The sequence below is a fragment of the Streptomyces sp. NBC_01428 genome (genome assembly GCF_036231965.1).
Taxonomy (GTDB): Bacteria; Actinomycetota; Actinomycetes; order Streptomycetales; family Streptomycetaceae; genus Streptomyces.
Genome location: NZ_CP109499.1, coordinates 591,226 through 607,756, shown reverse-complemented (window position 1 = coordinate 607,756; position 16,531 = coordinate 591,226). Strand labels below are relative to the sequence as shown.

Genomic DNA, 16,531 nt, shown 5'->3' with positions numbered 1-16,531 from the left:
GTGAGCCACCACGACCCTCGTGAACACGCCCGAACCGTCGTCACACGACGCCAGGACGACGTCATCGCCCTCAGCCACAGCCTGCACGCGGAGCCCGAACTCGCCTACGAGGAACACAAGTCGGCCCGCAAGATCGCCGACCTGATGGAGAGGTCCGGCTTCGCCGTGCGGCGCGGCGCCCACGGCCTCGACACGGCCTTCGAGGCCGTCGCCGGCAGCGGAGACCTGGTCGTCGCCATCACCGCCGAGTACGACGCGCTCCCCGGCATCGGCCACGCGTGCGGGCACAACGTCAACGGAGCCGCCGCGGTGACCGCCGCCCTGGCCCTCGCACCGGTCGCCGACGACCTCGGCCTCACCGTCAAGCTCCTCGGCACCCCCGCCGAGGAGTACGGCGGCGGCAAGGTCGACCTCCTCGACGCGGGAGCCTTCGACGACGTGGCCGCCGCCATGATGGTCCACGCGGCTCCCGTCGACGGCGTCGGCATGACGTCCCTCGCGATCGGCAGCTGGAAGGTGGGCTACACGGGCCGTGCCGCGCACGCCGCCGCCATGCCGCACCGAGGCGTGAACGCGGCGGACGCCATGCTCGTCGCCCAGGTGGCGATCAGCGCGTACCGGCAGCAGATGATCCCCGGCGGCGTCGTCCACGGTGTCGTCACCGGAGGCGGAGAGGCGCCGAACGTCATCCCCGCCCACGTGACGGCCGACTACGACTGCCGGGCCGCCACCGCCGAGGACCTGGCGGAACTCCAGTCCAGGATCCGCGCCTGCTTCGAGGCGGGCGCCCACGCCACCGGCGCGGAACTCGCCCTGGAGGCCGTCGGCAACGACTACGCCGACCTGCGCCAGGACCTCGCCATCACGGCCCTCTACCGGAACGCGGTCACCGACCTCGGGCGTCGCATCCCCGACACCGCGGGCGCCCTGCGCGCCGGATCGACCGACATGGGGAACGTCTCGCACGTCGTCCCCACCATCCACCCGTCCATCGGATACGACTGCGGCGACACGATCATGCACAACCCCGACTTCACCCGCTACGGCATCAGCGCGGGCGCCGACCGCGCCGTCCTCGACGGCGGCCTGGCCATGGCCTGGACCACCATCGCCCTGGCCGTCGACGAGAACCACCGTTCGGACCTGCTGACCCGCCTCACCGACCGCCCGACCCCACCCCGCACGACGCCGGCCGCCTAGCCGACCACATCACGCGAACACCCTGCGCGAGCCCCGGCCGGAATCAGCCCCGGCCGGGGGCTGGCCACCGACTCCCGGCCCGCCGCCGGTCGACCCACAGTAGGACGCCGTCACACGTCGTAAAAATGTGACGAATGCCAATAAATCCTCTCCATCCACCCATCCGGTGCCGGATCCGCTTCGGATAAGGGGTGTGACCGAGCCGAGCCGGAATGCGGACTCATGCGGGGGCGTGTCCCCGGCCGGTCTCGGTCGGCACCCATGAAAGGGCTCCCGATGAGTCCTCATCCCGAGGAGGTACCGATCATGGCCACCCGAAGCATGATCAACACGGCCGCCGTGGCCGCCGCGGCGCTCGCACTGCCCGTGTGCATCGGGCTTCTCGCCCCGGCCGCGCACGCGGACGACGGCGGGACGTTCGGGCCCGCGTGCTCGTCGGTTCCCAAAGAGGGATCCGGCAGCCTGGCAGGCATGGCCCAGGACCCGGTAGCCACGGCCGCGTCGCACAACCCGGCGCTGTCGACACTCGTGGCGGCGGTGAAGAAGGCGGGCCTGGTCGACACCCTCAACAACGCCAAGAACATCACCGTCTTCGCCCCGACCAACGACGCCTTCAAGAAGATCCCGAAGGCCGACCTGGCCAAGGTGCTCGCCAACAAGGACCAGCTCACCAAGATCCTCACGTACCACGTGGTCGGCGAGAAGATCGCGCCGAACCAGCTGTCGAAGGGCTCCTTCAAGACCCTTGAGGGCGCCAGCCTCACCACCGACGGATCGGACGGCAAGTACAAGGTCAACGGCACCGCGAACATCGTCTGCGGCAACATCAAGACGGCGAACGCGACCGTGTATCTGATCGACAGCGTGCTCATGCCGCCCAAGTAGCGACGGCGGTATCCGACGGGGGATACGTCCGGACCGGGGCTCTTGGGGACATGCGGCCTCGGTCCGGACATCGCGCCGAGCCCCGGACGTCCCTGAAGCCCTCGGTCCGTTCGGCCCGTTCGGCCCGTTCAGCCCGTTCGGGTCGGATCAGATCCAGCCCCGGCGCTGGGCGATCACGCCCGCCTGGAACCGGTTGGCCGCGCCGAGCAGTTCGTGCAGACGGCTCGTGCGGCGCCGCATCGTCCTTACGGACCAGCCGAGTTGGCGGGCGATCGCTTCGTCCTTCATCCCGCTGACGAGCAACGACAGCATCAGCCGGTCGTCCGCGTCCAGCGGCCCCTCAGGGGGCGCGTCCAGCGGTTCGGCCGCGCGCCAGCACAACTCCCAGTGGTCGACGAGCGCGTCGAGCAGCGCCGACGGACGGAGCACCGCGGCCCGTACGTCCGACAGATCGAGGGAGAGGGGCAGCAGCGCGATCCGGTCGTCGGCGATCGCCATCTTCACCCGCAGGCCGGGCAGTACGCGCGCCTGCTCCCCATGACTGATGAGGCGCCGGATGTCGTCCAGGACGCCGGGCCACTCCAACGCCTCGGGCGCGTACACGGCGCGATAGGTGACGCCTTCCGCGAGCGCGGTCTCCTCCACCGGGTTCGCCGTCGTCAGCGCGTACGGCGGCCGGTCCAGGGTGCGGACCTGGTGCCGGGCCTCCTGCTGGAGCCGGACGAACCACCGGCCGAGCGCCTCGCTGCCGTGCACGATCTCGACCTCTTCACCACCGCCGTGCCGGCCCGCGGTGAAGAGACGTGACAGCTCGGCGGCCGAGGACCGCACCCGGTCCAGCTCGGCGGCGCGGACACGGACGAGCGCGTCGACGGCGTGCTCGGGATCGATCGCCGAGTACCGCCGGCGTGCACCGGACAGCCGGCCGACCAGTCCCAGATCGTGCAGCCGGGCCAGGGCGCGGCCCACGCGGTCCGTGGAGCACGCGAGTTCGTCGGCGAGCTGCCCGGGAGAGGCGGCCTGACGGCTGAGAAGGACGCGGTAGACGGCCTCGTCGAAGGGGTCGACGCCGACGGCTGCGAGCTGATCGGTCATGCCGGGATCCTGGCCCATGTGTGCCAGCGGCAGCAATGGGCCGTGGTGAATCGTTGTGCGGAGTCCGGGTCTCCGGATACCAACTCCCCCTATGGGTCACCACATACGACACACGGGCCGCAGCGTCCGAAGACCACTGCACGCCGCACTGACCGCCGCCGTGCTCGGCGGCCTGCTGGGCGGGGCGCCCGTCGCCCGGGCCGCGGACGCACCGGCACGCACCCGGGTCATCGTCGAACTCGACGGCGCGACCGCCCTGGAGGCTCCCGCCGGCGCTGCCCGTGACGCCCGGACCGCCGATGTGCGGTCCGCGCGTGAGCGGATCGACGCCCGGCAGGATACGGTCCTCGACGCGGCCCAGGACGCGGGTGCGGCCCCGAAGTCCGTACGCCACCTGGGACTCGCCCTGAACGCGGTCGCCATGACCGTCGACGAGGACAGCGTGACCCGGCTGCGCGCCCTGCCCGGGGTCAAGGCCGTGGTCCCCGACACCCGGATGAAGGTGCTCGCCACCGACGCCCATGAACTGGTCGGCATCCCCGACGTCTGGAAGCGTCCTGCCCCCGGCGGCGGCACGGCCACCGGGAAGGGCGTCACCGTCGCCGTGGTGGACTCCGGCGTGGACTACACCCACCCGGACCTGGGCGCGGGCCTCGGGGAGGGCCACAAGGTCGTCGGCGGGCACGACTTCGTCAACGACGACGACGATCCGATGGACGACAACGCCCACGGCACCCACGTCGCCGGCATCATCGCGGCGAAGTCCGCGGCACCGGGCGGGATCACCGGCGCGGCGCCGGACGCCCGGCTCCTCGCGTACAAGGTGATGGACGCCGACGGCTACGGCGAGACCTCCGCGATCATCGCGGGTATCGAGGCGGCCATCGACCCGGCCAACCCGCACCGCGCCGACGTGATCAACCTCAGCATCGGCGGACCCGGTGACGGCACCGACCCGCTCGGCCTCGCGGCGACCGCGGCGGTGGACGCCGGCGTCGTGGTCGTCGCCGCCGCGGGGAACGAGGGACCGGGCCCGTACACCGTCGGCAGTCCCGCCGCCGCGCGCGGCGTCCTCGCCGTCGGCGCCTCCACGAGCGGCATCGCCGTACCCGAACTCCGCCTGGCAGGACAGCGGGAGACCCTGGAGACCTACCGCGGACTCGTCTCCGCGAACCCGCCGGAGAAGCCGTCGACCGGCGCACTGGTCGACATCGGCACCGGCACCCCCGAGGACTGGGAGCGCGCCGGCGACGTCCGCGGAAAGGTCGTCCTGTACGCCTTCCCGCCCGCCCGGGGTGAGGACGAATCCCTCTACCCCGAAGACCTCGCCGTGTACGCCGAGGCCGAGAAGCGCGGCGCCCTCGCCCTGATCGGCGGCGCGTCCGGCGGAGGCGGCCCCGTCCTCGCGGGCGGACGAGCCGCGCGGGCCGTGCCGGTCGAACAGCCGGGGGACGGCGCTCCCGTGCCGGCGGACAGCGGCCGACGCCTGGCAGGGACGGACGGCGACCTGCGCATGGACCACCTCGTGGTCACGGGCGTCGACCGTATCCAGGGCCAGGAACTCACCGAACTCGCCGCAGGAGGAGCCGAGCTGACGCTCTCGGGCCGCGACTCCAGCGACGAGATCGCCGCGTTCTCCTCCCGCGGACCCGACCAGAACCTGGGGCTCAAGCCCGACCTCGTCGCCCCCGGCGTGGAGATCCGCTCGACCGTGCCCAGGAGCATGGTCGAATCCGGAGCCTGGCGCATGTCCGGTACGTCAATGGCGTCACCGCTCGTCGCCGGATCCGCCGCCCTGCTGCGTCAGCTCCAGCCCGACCGCTCCGCGACCGAGATCGGCGCCGAACTGACCGGAACGGCTCACCGGCTCAAGGGAGTCGACACGATCGCCCAGGGAGCGGGACGGCTCGACGTGGCCGCCGCGGCCGACGCCGTGCTCACCGCGTCACCGGCCACCGTCTCGCTCGGCCTCGCCGACATGGGCGACTCACGGGTCACCGCCGGACGCACCGTCACCTTCCACAACCCTTCCGCGCACACCGTCAGGGGCGCGGTGTCCGTGGACGGCGGAGCGGCACGGGTGAGCCCGCGCCGCATCACCGTGCGTCCCGGCGGCACCGCCACCGTGAAACTGACCGTCGACGCTCCGCGACCCGACACCACCGTGCACCTCTCCGGGGCGATCGGCGTCACGGACCACGGCAAGGCGTTGCTGAGCGTGCCGTACCTGCTCGAAGCGGCTCCGCTGTACGTCGACGCGACGCCCGACCCCTCGTCGGGTGCGAGCACGGCGTACGTCTACACGCCCACGGCCCTCACCGCGCCGCCGGTCCTGACCGTCGACCCGCCGAAGGGACCGACGTACACGCGGACGACGCGTCCGACGGCCGACCCGCACTACTTCGCCACCGACCTCGCCGGGCCCACGTCCGGCACCTACCGGCTCACCGCACGGGCGACCGCGACGGGCGGACAACGTCAGTACGGCGCGGGCGGGTTCGAGGTCACACCGCAGGACGCGCGAGGAGCGAAGTGGCAGCCGGTCGGCCCCAACAGCGCCGACGGCAGAGTGACCCTCACCCCCGGCGTGCCGCACCAGGCGGTCATGACCCAGTACGGCAAGCCGGGCGCCTGGCTCACCACCGACTCCGGCAAGACGTGGACCGAACGGGGCCGCACCCCGTTCATGGGCGCCGCCACCAACGAGCCTTCGACGGTCGTCGACGCCCACGACCCCGACCGCTGGTGGTCGGCCATGATCGCCGTGTCCTGGTCGGTGGGCGCCGGAGGCATCCTGCGCACCGACGACCGGGGTCGCACCTGGGAGCGGCTGAACGCCCCCGACGACTCCTACCGTGACCTCGTCTCCGACGCGGACACCCGGGTCCTGGTGGCCCGTTCGGACAGTGGCCTGCTCATCAGCCGTGACGGAGGCGACCGTTGGAGGAGCGAGGACCTGGGGCTCCCGGCGGACGTCCTCAAGATCGCCATGGGCGGCGACGACCTGTACGCATGGGTGGGACGCGAGGTCTGGGTGGTGCGCGGCATGTCCGGGGACGGGCCGAAGAAGGCGGAACGCGTCTACGCCGTGGCGTCCGACCGCTCCCAGGTCATCGCGGGCTTCGGCGCGGACGGGCCGCTCGTCGCCGTCCAGGTGCTCGGCAAGGCCGGGGGGCTGTTCACGAGTGCCGACGCCGGCAGGAGCTGGCGCACCGGACGGAGTGACGGCCGCGGGCTCGTCACCGTCTCCCGCGGCGAGATCCTGCTCGACGGATCCGACGGCACCACCCGCGTCAGCAAGGACGCGGGAGCCACCTGGCAGGAGATCGGCAAGCCCAACCCGGCCACCGTCGTCTACGACTACGACCGCTGGGCCGACGGAACCTACACCGTCAGCGCGGCCTCGGCAGGCGTCTACCGCGGTGCGGAGGGGAGTTCGGGGCAGCACCGTATCGGTGTGCAGGGCGAGAGCGTGCCCGCTCTGGCCGTGGCGGGCAAGGAACTGCTCGCCGGCACCGGCGTGGGCATGTACCGCACGGCCCTCCCGGTCACCTCGCCCGAGTGGGGTGCCGGCGAGCACGAGGGCACGACCGGCACGCAGGTGTCGGCGATCCGGACGTACGCCCGCGACAGCAGCATCGTGTGGCGGACGTTCGAGAGTCTCACCGGGCTCGCCGTGCAGAAGAGCACCGACGGGGGCCGCACCTGGGAGGACAGGGGGCAGCTCGACGGCAACGCGCTCGCGCTCCTGGTCGACCCGCGCGACCCCGACCGGGTCGCCGTCTCCTACGCCCGGATCGACGGACCCGGCGTCTACACCACCACCGACGGCGGAGGCCACTGGAAGAGCCTGCGCAAGGACGACCAGTTCCGCGCCCTGACGGCCGATCCGCACAGGAACGGGCGGATCTGGCTCGGCGGGTACGGAGGCCTGTACTACTCGGACGACTTCGGCAGGACGCTCACGAAGGCGGCCGACGGCGAGGTCTCGGCTCTCGGTACCGACGGGTCCCGCCTGATCGTCGGCGGCACCACGCTGCGCTGGTCGTCCGACGGGGGCCGCACCTTCCACACCGCCGACCACGGTGGCCTGCGGATCCAGGTGTCGGGCGTGGTCGAGGCCGGCGGCGACCTGTACGCGGGCACCACGGGCCGCTGGGTTCCCGGTGAAGTCCCTTACGGAGCAAGGGGAGTGTTGCGGTCGACCGACGGCGGGCGCACCTGGCGCAACGTCTCCGGGACCCTGCAGAACCTCGACGTCCTGTCGATGGCGGCGGCCCCGGACGGACGGAGCCTGTATGTCGGGACCGCACTGGGAGGTGTGCACCGGCTGAAACTCACGTGAGCCGGGGAAGGGGGCCTCGACGAGGGGAGAGGCCCCCTTCCTGCCGGGGTGCCGCACCGGCGGCGAAGGCCGGGGAGGCGCCGAGGAGACCCGCGGCGGCGGCGCCCGCACCGAGGACGCCGGTGCCCCGCAGAAACGTACGTCTGCTCGCCGCGGCGAGACCGTCGCCGTCCGGGTCCGCTGTGCGCGGGCAGTCGCACGCGGCGGCGCGGGCGCTGTGGAGGGCGTCCACGGCGGCGAGGTCCGCTGCGGGCAGGGGCGTGCGCGTCGGACGACTCGGACGAGCGACCTCCCGAGCCGGGTCCCGGGCCTGGCCCGCACCACCCGTTCGCGCGCCTCCCGATGCTGTCTCCCCTGAGCCCGTGCCAGCATCGGCCCCAAGGACACGGCGACGACATCCCTTCCCGTCGCCCCCGGCAGTGCTCTCCCGCCCGCGATGGCGGGCCACCGGAAATGAGTGATGGCTGTGGCGAAGGCATACCTGGTGGGCAGCGGCATCGCGTCGCTGTCGGCCGCCGCGTTCCTGATCCGTGAGGCGGGCTTCTCCGGCGACGACATCGTCATTCTGGAGGAGCAGGACCGCGAGGGCGGCAGCCTGGACGCGGCCGGCTCACCCGAGACCGGGTACACCATGCGGGGCGGGCGGATGTTCGAGGTGCACTTCGAGTGCACCTACGACCTGCTCTCCTCGATTCCCTCACTGGACGACCCGTCGAAGTCGGTCACGGAGGACACCTTCGCCTTCCACGACGACTTCGCGTGGAACGACCACGCCCGGCTCGTCGACGCCGCGGGCAAGGTCATCGACGCACACGCGATGACGTTCTCCGAACGGGACCGCCTGGAACTCGTCACGTGCGTGGCCACCCCCGAGCACAAGCTGGACGGCAAGCGCATCGCGGACCTGTTCCACCCGGACTTCTTCTCCACCAACTTCTGGGCGATGTGGTGCACCACCTTCGCCTTCGAGCCGTGGCACAGCGCGATCGAGTTCCGCCGCTACCTCAACCGCTTCGTGCACCTCTTCAAGACCTTCGACTCCATGTCGGGGATCTACCGCACGAGGTTCAACCAGTTCGACTCGATCGTCCGGCCGCTCCACGCATGGCTCACGGAGCAGGGCGTCACCCTTCGACTCGGAACCCGGGTCACCGACCTGGGACTCGCGCCGGGCGACCGGCTGACCGTCGAGTCGATCACCGTGGAGCGGGCCGGGAGGAGCGAACGGATCACCCTGGAAGACGGCGACCTCGTCATGGTCACCAACGGGTCGATGACCGCGAACTCCACCCTGGGCTCGACCGACACCGTCCCCGCCCTCGACACCGACACGCGCAGTGGGGCATGGCAGCTGTGGGAGGCCCTGGCGGCCAAGAGGGCCGGGCTCGGCGACCCGCGGGTCTTCGACTCCACGCCGAACGACTCGACCTGGGAGTCGTTCACCGTCACCACCAAGGATCCCTCCTTCTTCCAGCTGATGGAGAAGTTCAGCGGCAGCGAGGCCGGCAAGGGAGGTCTGATCACCTTCAAGGACTCCAGCTGGCTCCTCACCATCGTCCTCAACCACCAGCCGCACTTCCGCGAGCAGCCCGAGGACACCTTCGTCTGGTGGGGGTACGCCCTCTTCCCGGACAAGGAAGGCGACTTCGTCAAGAAGAAGATGCGTGACTGCACCGGCCGCGAGATCCTCGACGAGGTCCTGCAACACCTGCCGTTCGAGCAGGAGCAGCGCACCGGCATCCGCGAGGCCTCGATCGTGATCCCCGCCCTGATGCCGTACATCACCAGCCAGTTCCTCGTCCGCAAGACCGGCGACCGCCCGCCGGTCGTTCCGGAGAACTCCACGAACCTCGCCTTCATCGGCCAGTACGCGGAAGTACCGGACGACGTCGTCTTCACCGTCGAGTACTCGGTCCGCACCGCCTGGACCGCCGTCGCCCAACTCCTCGGACTCGACAGGCAGCCCCCTGCCGTCTTCAAGGGGGCACACGATCCCAAGGTCCTCGTCGAGGCGCTTCAGACGCTTCATCGACGCTGACAGGCAGCGCCCTCCGGGGCCCGTACGGCGTGGAGTTCACGTGTGCGGGACCCGGCCGCGGTGCGGACCACCGGCCTTCGACGACCGGGCGCGCCGTACGAGGGTGGTGGCGGCCGACGGCCACTCGGGGTGGGCGAAGGTGAATCCGGCCGCGCGCAGCCGGCCCGGCACCACCCGGCGGCTCTTGAGGAGCAGTTCGGTGTCCGAGCGCAACGCGAACGCCCCCGTCTCGGCCATCCAGCGCGTCGCGGGCAGCCCCACGGGCACGCCCCAGGCCGCGCGCAGCGCCCGCATGAAGTCACGGTGGGGAAGCGGACCGGGGGAGGAGAGGTTCACCGGCCCTTCGAGGTCGTCCCGCGCGATCAGGAACTCCACCGCCCGCACGAAGTCCTCGTCGTGGATCCAGGAGACGTACTGCGCGCCGCCGGCCACGGGACCGCCCAGCCCGAGCCGGGTCAGCCGCGACAGCACGTCGAACACGCCACCCCGGTCCGGGCTCATGACCGTCGCCGAACGCAGGGCCACCTTGCGGGTCGCGGGCGTCGGCGCCTCGGCCTGCGCCCGCTCCCAGTTCCGCGCGATCTCGACGCTGTACGCCCAGTAGTCGGGCACCCCGGGCTCCGTGCCCCCGATCACCCCGGTCGCCTCGTCGTGCGGAGCGTCGAAACGGTGGGCGTAGACCGTCGCCGTACTCATCTGCAGCCAGACGCGCGGTGGCCGTGCGGCGGCGGCGATCGCCTCGCCGACGACCCGGGCCGAGTCCACCCGGGAGTCCATCATCGCTCGCAGGTTCTCGGGGGTGTATCGGCAGGAGACGCTGCGCCCGGCCAGGTTCACGACGGCGTCGCAGCCGTCGATCGCCGTGGCCCAGGAGCCGAGCGTGATCCCGTCCCACTCGACGTCGTGAGCCCGCTTCGGGTGCCGGGTCAGCACCGTGACCTCGTGTCCGGCCGCCGTCAGCGCGCGGTCGAGTATCGCGCCCACCTGTCCGGTTCCCCCGGGCAGCACTACCTTCATCGAACCCCCTCGGCTTCGTACCGTGTCAGCGTAACCCTTCTTTTTGAACGTGTTCAACATGTGCGGGAGTGATGGTCCCGTCCGTGATGCCGGCTGCCCGTTCCTCCGCCGTCGGCGGGTCCGGAGGGGCGTCCGCTCCGGACGTCCGCTCATTCGTCCCAACTCCGTGGTGATGATCCGAGATTCGGGGTACACGCCTCGCCATGGCACCGAAGACCGAACGCGTCATGTTCCTGCGGGCCGTGCGACAGCTGCACCGCGTCCGCGCTTTCTACGTGATGGGCATCCTGATGTGGAGCGCATCGACCCTCTGGACGGCCTGGCAGTCACCCGGGACCCGGCAGATGTGGGTCTCCGCCCTGCTCCTGGCCGTCTTCGGCGGACTTCTCCTGACGGCGACGCTCTCACTGCGCCGCCTGGAGCCCCCGAGGACGGGAGAGCCCGTCCATCACGCGGCGACACGCAAGGCGACCGGGCCGCGCAAGGCGCACGCCTGAGCCTCGTCGGGTCAGTGGATGCGCCGGCTACGAGCGGACGCGGCGGTCATGAGCGGGTCCGGCGGATCGGGTGACCGGACGGGTCCGTGGTGAGCCACGATCCGTCTCCGAGAGGCCGGAGGTCGTACGGATTCTCGGTGCGAGCGTCGAACTCCCCGTGGACGCGGCCGGAGTGGGCGTCGACGGTGTAGTACCGGAACCACTCCTGCTCGTCCCCCGTCTCGCCCATGAGGGAGACGACGAGGGTGTCCGGGCCGAGATGGCCGCCGCTCCATTCCACGTAGATCTCGTCCGGGTCGTGTCCGAAGGCGTCGACCGACAGGGCGAACGTCACCTTGCCGTCCGGGTAGGTGTGGAGGGCCACATCGGTCTGGTCGTGGGCCACCGTCATGAAGTGGCTCCCGTCGGGCGACAGACCGATGAGGCACCGGTCGTCCCAGGGGTAGGGGGCGAGATCCATTCGCCCCTCGACCAGTGACGCCCGGTAGATCACCGAGCCGTCCTGGCCCTCACCCACGTCCAGCAGTACGTGACCGTCCTCCGGGTGCAGGAACTGCTCACCGCCGTGTCCCCCCGTCCGCAGATCCGTCTGCGCGACGAGAGCCCCCGTTCTGGCGTCCAGGGCGACCCACTGGTCCGGCCGGCCACGGCCCGCCATGACGTCGGGGCGGTAGACCCAGACCGTCGATCCGTCCAGCGACAGCACGCAACCGGGACGGTGCCCCATCCGGTGCTCGGAACGCGGCTCGAACCCCGATCGCCAGATCTCCACCCCGTCCGCCGTCACACAGACGGCTGCGTCGAGGGTGGTGTAGAAGGCGCGTTGGAGGTCGGAGGAAACGGCGTACTCGACGACATCGTCGCCGGGGGAGGGCCGGCAGACCACGGTGGGCGTGAGTACGCCGAGGACTTCGGCGTCCAGGTCATAGGCACAGATGTCGCCGTCGACGAGCCGGGTGACGAGCCTTGGGTGGTGCGTGGGGCGAGCCATGCTGCGGAGGCTAACGCGCGCGTGCGTCCGCGAGGTACTGCCGCCGGGCGAAGCGTGTTCACGGCCCGGATCCGTGCCGGTGCGCGTGCCGGGGAGCACGTCCATGCCGGTGGTGGCCAAGTGCCGTTCGGGAGGGGCTCCTTGGAGCGGATCAGCAGTCCGTCACCAGCAGGCGATAGCCGACATCGACGGTGTCGAGCGTGAGCAGGCCGGCGTACCGCTCACGCCAACGGCCGGTCGCCAGGTCATCGGTGAGCGCCGCGAGGCCGGGAGCGAGGACTCCTTCCCCGGCCTGGGCGAACATGGAGATTCCCGAGCGCACCTGCGGGTCGAGATAGGCGTGCGGGCGACGCCAGTAGGCCGCGCCGAAGCCGTCCGTGCAGTCGTGCGGGACGGGGACGGCCTCCTCACGTGCCCCGCCGAGCAATGCGGTCAGCCGGTCGGTCGGAATGGCCCGGGTGTCGTCGAAGGCGGCCGCCTGCGGGAGATAGTCGCGTACGAGCCAGAACTGCTCGCGGAAGACCTGCTGGTCCCAGGTCAGGATCACGATGCGGCGGCGCGCGATCCGGCGGAGTTCGGCGATCCCGGCGGCCACGTCGCTCCAGTGATGGACGGTGAGCAGGGCCATGACCGTGTCGGCGGCGTTGTCGCGCAGGGGGAGGGCCTCGGCGACCGCGCACACGGCGGGCGCCGCCCCGAGCGGCCGCTGGGCGAGCATGATCTGACTCGGCTCGACGGCGAGAACCGTCTGGGCCGGCTCGTAGGAACCGGTGCCGGCCCCTACGTTGACGACATCCGGTGCGTTCCCGAGCGCGGCGTGAATCTGTGCGGCGATCCGCGGATCCGGCTGCCGGGTCCGGCCGTACGTCGCGCCGAGCGTGTCATAGATGGCCATGCCCTTCAGTATTCGGCATGGCAGCGTGCCGTGACCCGGGCGCATGCGGAGTCGTCTCCAACTCGGCTGCCGCGTCCGGCGGTCGGTGATGAACGAGCCGGCCTGCGGGACTCGGAACGGTGCCGTGACGCGTTGTCGGCCCAGGCGGGCAGCTCGCCTTCCTGCACGGGCAGCGGCACGGACAAGGACCTTAGGCTGGCGCCATGACCGATCGTTCCGTCGACCGCGAGCAGCCGAGCCAGGTCCTGCGCCACGCCTACGAGGCGTTCTCCGCTGTTGTCGTCCGCCTCGACGACGAGGAGTCCTGGCTGCCCACGCGCTGCGTGGGCTGGGCGGTCCGGGACCTGATCTTCCACTGTCTCGGAGACGCCCAGCGCGGACTGGTGGCGCTGCACACGCCGTCGCCCGGTCCGGCGGACCGGGACGCGGTGACGTACTGGCAGGACTGCCGGCCCGACTCGGTGGGTGCGGCGAACGGCCGACGGTGGGCCCGGGTGAGCGCCGGCATGTTCCTGGACTTCGGCCAACTGCGCGACCTGTACCTGGAGACCGCCGCGGCCGCCGTGACGGCCGCCGAGCGGGCCGATCCGGAACGCGTCGTCGCCACGCAGGGCCATGTCCTGACCGCCGGGGACCTGATGACCACCCTCGCCGTCGAGGCGACCGTCCACCACCTCGACCTCACCAGCGGCCTCCCGACCGCTCCCGCACCCTCGCCGTCCGCGCTCTCCTCCGTTCGTTCCACCCTCGACGGTCTTCTGGGCCGCGCCGTGCCGGTGGCCTGGGACGACGAGCACTACGCACTGGCCGCCACCGGCCGCGTACCCCTCACGGACGCGGAGCGCCAGGCACTCGGAGCCGACGCGGCGCGCCTTCCCCTCTTCGGCTAGAGGACGTTCTCCGGCCGCGGGACGGAACCGGCACGGACCGCGGCCGCGTCCGTCGATGTACAAGATCGACAGTGGACGCGGAGGAGTTTGCGATGACCGGCACAGCCGCCCGATACCTCTATCTCGTCCGGCACGGCGAGGCGACGCCGGACGAGACCGGGCTGACGGAAGCCGGCCGGCGGCAGGCCACGCTGCTCGGCCGACGCCTCCAGGACATCCCCTTCGCGGCTGTGCACCACGGTCCGCTGCCCCGGGCCGAACAGACGGCACGGCTGATCGGCGACCAGCTGAAGAACGCCCCACTCCACGTCTCGGAAGTCGCCGGGGACTACATCCCCCACATGCCGACGAAGGACGAACTCCCTGCGGAGTCGGCGGACTTCTACCTGCGTTTCCTCGCCGACGCCACTGACGAGGAGCGGGAGCACGGGCCCGTGCTGGCTCGCCGGGCGCTGGATCTGTTCACCGGGCCGGTGGACGCGGAAGAGGACCGGCACGAGCTGGTCGTCACCCACAACTTCCTGGTCGCCTGGCTCGTCCGGGACGCCATGCGGGCCCCCGACTGGCGCTGGCTCGGCCTCAACTACTGCAACGCCGCGCTCACGGTCATCCACTACGTCCCGGGCCGGGCCCCCTACCTCCTCATCACCAACGACATGCGCCACCTCGCGGAGGAACTGCGCTGGACGGGGTTTCCGCCCGAGGTGCAGGTGTGAGGGGGGCCGTCGGGCGGCGGCAACGGTCATCGCTCGAGGCGACGGCCGGACGGCGCCAGCGCCTCCTCGTACCGCAGTGCGACCAGGCGGGCGAGTGATGTGTGGGTGCCCAGGGGGGCGGAGGTGAGGGTGGCGCCGGCGTGGGTGGTGCGGCGGGCGAAGAAGCCGGGGGTCATCAGGTAGGGGGCGACGGCGATACGGGAGTGGCCCTCGGAGCGGAGGGCCGCGACGGCTTCGGCGGGGGTGGGGCCCGCGGCGCAGAGGTAGGCGGGAACGACGTCCTGGAGCGGCGGATGCCGTCGGCGCAGCAGCGTGGCCATGGCTGCCGCGTCGGCGTTGGCGTCGGGGTCGGTGGATCCGGCGGCCGCGAGGACGACGGGCCCGTCTCCGGCGCGCCATCCGGCGTCGGCGAGCCGGTCGGTGAGGGCGTCGGCGAGCAGCGGGTGGGGACCGAGCGCGGCGGCCACGCGGGCGCGCAGGTGGGGCGCCGAGGCGAGGGCCTCGGGGATGTCGACCCGGACGTGGTAGCCGGCGCCGAGCAGCAGCGGCACGAGGACGACGTCACCTTGAAGGCGGGCGAGCGCTTCCGGCAGGGACGGGGTGACCAGGTCGAGGAAGCAGCGTTCCACGCGCACGTCGGGCCGTAGCGCGCGAACCTGGTCGACAAGTGCCTCGGTGACCGCGACGCCCTCGGCGTCCCGGGTCCCGTGGGCCACGGCGAGGAGGGTCGGCCGGTCGGGGCGGTCGAGGTCCTTCGGAGGGGTGGCCACGGTCAGCCCGCAGCCAGCCGGTAGCCGCGTTTGGGCACGGTCCTGACCAGGTCGCTGTGCGGGCCCAGTGAGGCACGGAGCCGCGCGATCGCCGCTTCCACGGCGTGCTCGTCCGCGTCCGAGTCGGCCCAGGCACGGCGCAGCAGTTCGGCGCGGCTGAGGACCCAGCCGGGCCGCTCGGCCAGCGCGCGGAGCAGCGTCGCGCCCTTGGGGGAGAGCCAGTAGCTCTCCTCGTCGACCAGAAGCGCGCTGCCCTGCAGGACCAACGCCCGTCCGGCGACCTCCAGTTCCTGGCGGCCACGGGTGGGCAGGGTGTCGGTGAGCGTGCGGACGAGCGCGCCGAGGCGCCCGCGCTCCGGCCAGATCACCGGCAGCCCGGCGTCGAGCAGCGGTCGTGCGCAGACCGGGCCCACGCAGACCGGCAGTACGTCGTGGGACATGGCCTCCAGGACGCGTTCGTGCAGGCCGTCGGCCGACGCCGTCTGGAGGAAGGCGGTGATCGCCGGTGCGCTGGTGAAGGCCAGGGCGTGCACCTCGCGGCGCACCGTCGACTCGACGAGACGCCGGACGGGGGCCGGGTCCTCCGGGGGTGCCCAGCGGTACACGGGAACCGTGACGACCTCGGCGCCCCGCTCCCGCAGCGCCGCGCTGAAGGTGGTCAGCGGCAGGCCGTGTTCCTGGACCGCGATCCGGCGGCCGGCCAGCGGCTGGGCCAGCAGCCAGGTGAGGAGTTCGTCCGTCGCCTCGCTCGCGGGGGAGTACGACTCGCCGAGCCCGCTGGCGCGGACGGCGCCGGTCGCCTTGGGCCCCCGCGTCAGGACGACGGCGTCCCTGCAGACGGCCGACAACTCGGCTCCCCGCCCCCAGCCGTCCGCCGCGCTCATCCAGCCGCGCCAGCCGACGCCGGTGGTCGCGACGACGTAGTCCAGCGGCGCGGTGATGCACCGCTCGGTGGCCCGGCGCAGAGCGATGTCGTCCTCCAGCGGAAGGATGCGCAGGGCCGGAGCCTCCACCACGCGCGCACCGCGCCGGGTCAGCAGCGCCACGAGCTCGTCACGACGGCGCGCGGCGGTCACGCCGACGGTGAACCCGGTCAGCGGACCGGCCGGCTCGGCCGGGGTGGAAGTGTCGTTGGTGCCCATGGACGCAGACTCCGGGCACGCGGTTTCCGTCAGGTTGCCTGGCCGTCACG

The 16,531-nt window shown here is 72.0% G+C and carries 14 protein-coding genes; 7 read left to right on the top strand and 7 right to left on the bottom strand.

The window, feature by feature from the left end; genetic code table 11:
* Window positions 1–1,200, top strand: a complete 1,200-nt coding sequence (locus OG406_RS02500) for an amidohydrolase (protein ID WP_267049710.1) — start codon at window positions 1–3, stop codon at window positions 1,198–1,200.
* A 306-nt stretch (window positions 1,201–1,506) separates the two neighbouring features.
* Entirely contained in the window at window positions 1,507–2,085 is a 579-nt protein-coding gene (locus OG406_RS02495) for a fasciclin domain-containing protein (protein ID WP_323179371.1), read from the top strand.
* A 147-nt stretch (window positions 2,086–2,232) separates the two neighbouring features.
* On the opposite strand, the gene OG406_RS02490 is transcribed toward OG406_RS02495, so the two are convergent.
* Window positions 2,233–3,180 (bottom strand): helix-turn-helix domain-containing protein, encoded by a 948-nt coding sequence (locus tag OG406_RS02490; RefSeq protein WP_329183651.1) that lies wholly within the window; start codon window positions 3,178–3,180, stop codon window positions 2,233–2,235.
* Between the two features lie 91 nt (window positions 3,181–3,271).
* On the opposite strand from OG406_RS02490, the gene OG406_RS02485 reads away from it, so the two are divergent.
* The gene (locus OG406_RS02485) at window positions 3,272–7,525 is read left to right on the top strand and encodes a S8 family serine peptidase (protein WP_329183649.1); all 4,254 of its coding nucleotides are present in this window, start codon (window positions 3,272–3,274) and stop codon (window positions 7,523–7,525) included.
* On the opposite strand, the gene OG406_RS02480 is transcribed toward OG406_RS02485, so the two are convergent.
* Window positions 7,518–7,757, bottom strand: a complete 240-nt coding sequence (locus tag OG406_RS02480) for a hypothetical protein (RefSeq protein ID WP_329183648.1) — start codon at window positions 7,755–7,757, stop codon at window positions 7,518–7,520. The two genes, OG406_RS02485 and OG406_RS02480, sit on opposite strands and share 8 nt — an antisense overlap.
* 234 nt (window positions 7,758–7,991) lie before the next feature.
* Here OG406_RS02480 and OG406_RS02475 point away from each other — a divergent pair, with 234 nt between their 5' ends.
* A complete protein-coding gene (locus OG406_RS02475; RefSeq protein ID WP_329183646.1) occupies window positions 7,992–9,563 on the top strand; it encodes an oleate hydratase in 1,572 nt (523 codons plus the stop codon).
* Between the two features lie 36 nt (window positions 9,564–9,599).
* On the opposite strand, the gene OG406_RS02470 is transcribed toward OG406_RS02475, so the two are convergent.
* Window positions 9,600–10,580, bottom strand: a complete 981-nt coding sequence (locus OG406_RS02470) for a TIGR01777 family oxidoreductase (RefSeq protein WP_267049712.1) — start codon at window positions 10,578–10,580, stop codon at window positions 9,600–9,602.
* 203 nt (window positions 10,581–10,783) lie between these two features.
* Here OG406_RS02470 and OG406_RS02465 point away from each other — a divergent pair, with 203 nt between their 5' ends.
* Entirely contained in the window at window positions 10,784–11,077 is a 294-nt protein-coding gene (locus OG406_RS02465; protein ID WP_267049713.1) for a hypothetical protein, read from the top strand.
* Between the two features lie 46 nt (window positions 11,078–11,123).
* Here OG406_RS02465 and OG406_RS02460 read toward each other — a convergent pair whose 3' ends face one another.
* On the bottom strand, window positions 11,124–12,068 hold the full coding sequence (locus tag OG406_RS02460; protein ID WP_267049714.1) for a hypothetical protein: 945 nt from the start codon (window positions 12,066–12,068) through the stop codon (window positions 11,124–11,126).
* Window positions 12,069–12,219: 151 nt separating this feature from the next.
* Complete coding sequence (locus tag OG406_RS02455) at window positions 12,220–12,963, bottom strand: class I SAM-dependent methyltransferase (RefSeq protein ID WP_267049715.1); 744 nt, start codon at window positions 12,961–12,963, stop codon at window positions 12,220–12,222.
* 203 nt (window positions 12,964–13,166) lie between these two features.
* Between OG406_RS02455 and OG406_RS02450 the strand changes: the two genes are divergently transcribed.
* Both OG406_RS02450 and OG406_RS02445 read left to right on the top strand, forming a co-directional pair.
* Complete coding sequence (locus OG406_RS02450; RefSeq protein WP_267049716.1) at window positions 13,167–13,853, top strand: maleylpyruvate isomerase N-terminal domain-containing protein; 687 nt, start codon at window positions 13,167–13,169, stop codon at window positions 13,851–13,853.
* A 92-nt stretch (window positions 13,854–13,945) separates the two neighbouring features.
* The gene (locus tag OG406_RS02445) at window positions 13,946–14,569 is read left to right on the top strand and encodes a histidine phosphatase family protein (protein ID WP_267049717.1); all 624 of its coding nucleotides are present in this window, start codon (window positions 13,946–13,948) and stop codon (window positions 14,567–14,569) included.
* A gap of 26 nt (window positions 14,570–14,595) precedes the next feature.
* On the opposite strand, the gene OG406_RS02440 is transcribed toward OG406_RS02445, so the two are convergent.
* On the bottom strand, window positions 14,596–15,339 hold the full coding sequence (locus OG406_RS02440) for a sirohydrochlorin chelatase (protein ID WP_329183642.1): 744 nt from the start codon (window positions 15,337–15,339) through the stop codon (window positions 14,596–14,598).
* 2 nt (window positions 15,340–15,341) lie between these two features.
* Window positions 15,342–16,481 carry a uroporphyrinogen-III synthase gene (locus tag OG406_RS02435; RefSeq protein ID WP_267049719.1) on the bottom strand — a complete coding sequence of 380 codons (1,140 nt, stop codon included), beginning with the start codon at window positions 16,479–16,481 and terminating at the stop codon, window positions 15,342–15,344.
* Window positions 16,482–16,531 lie beyond the last annotated feature (50 nt).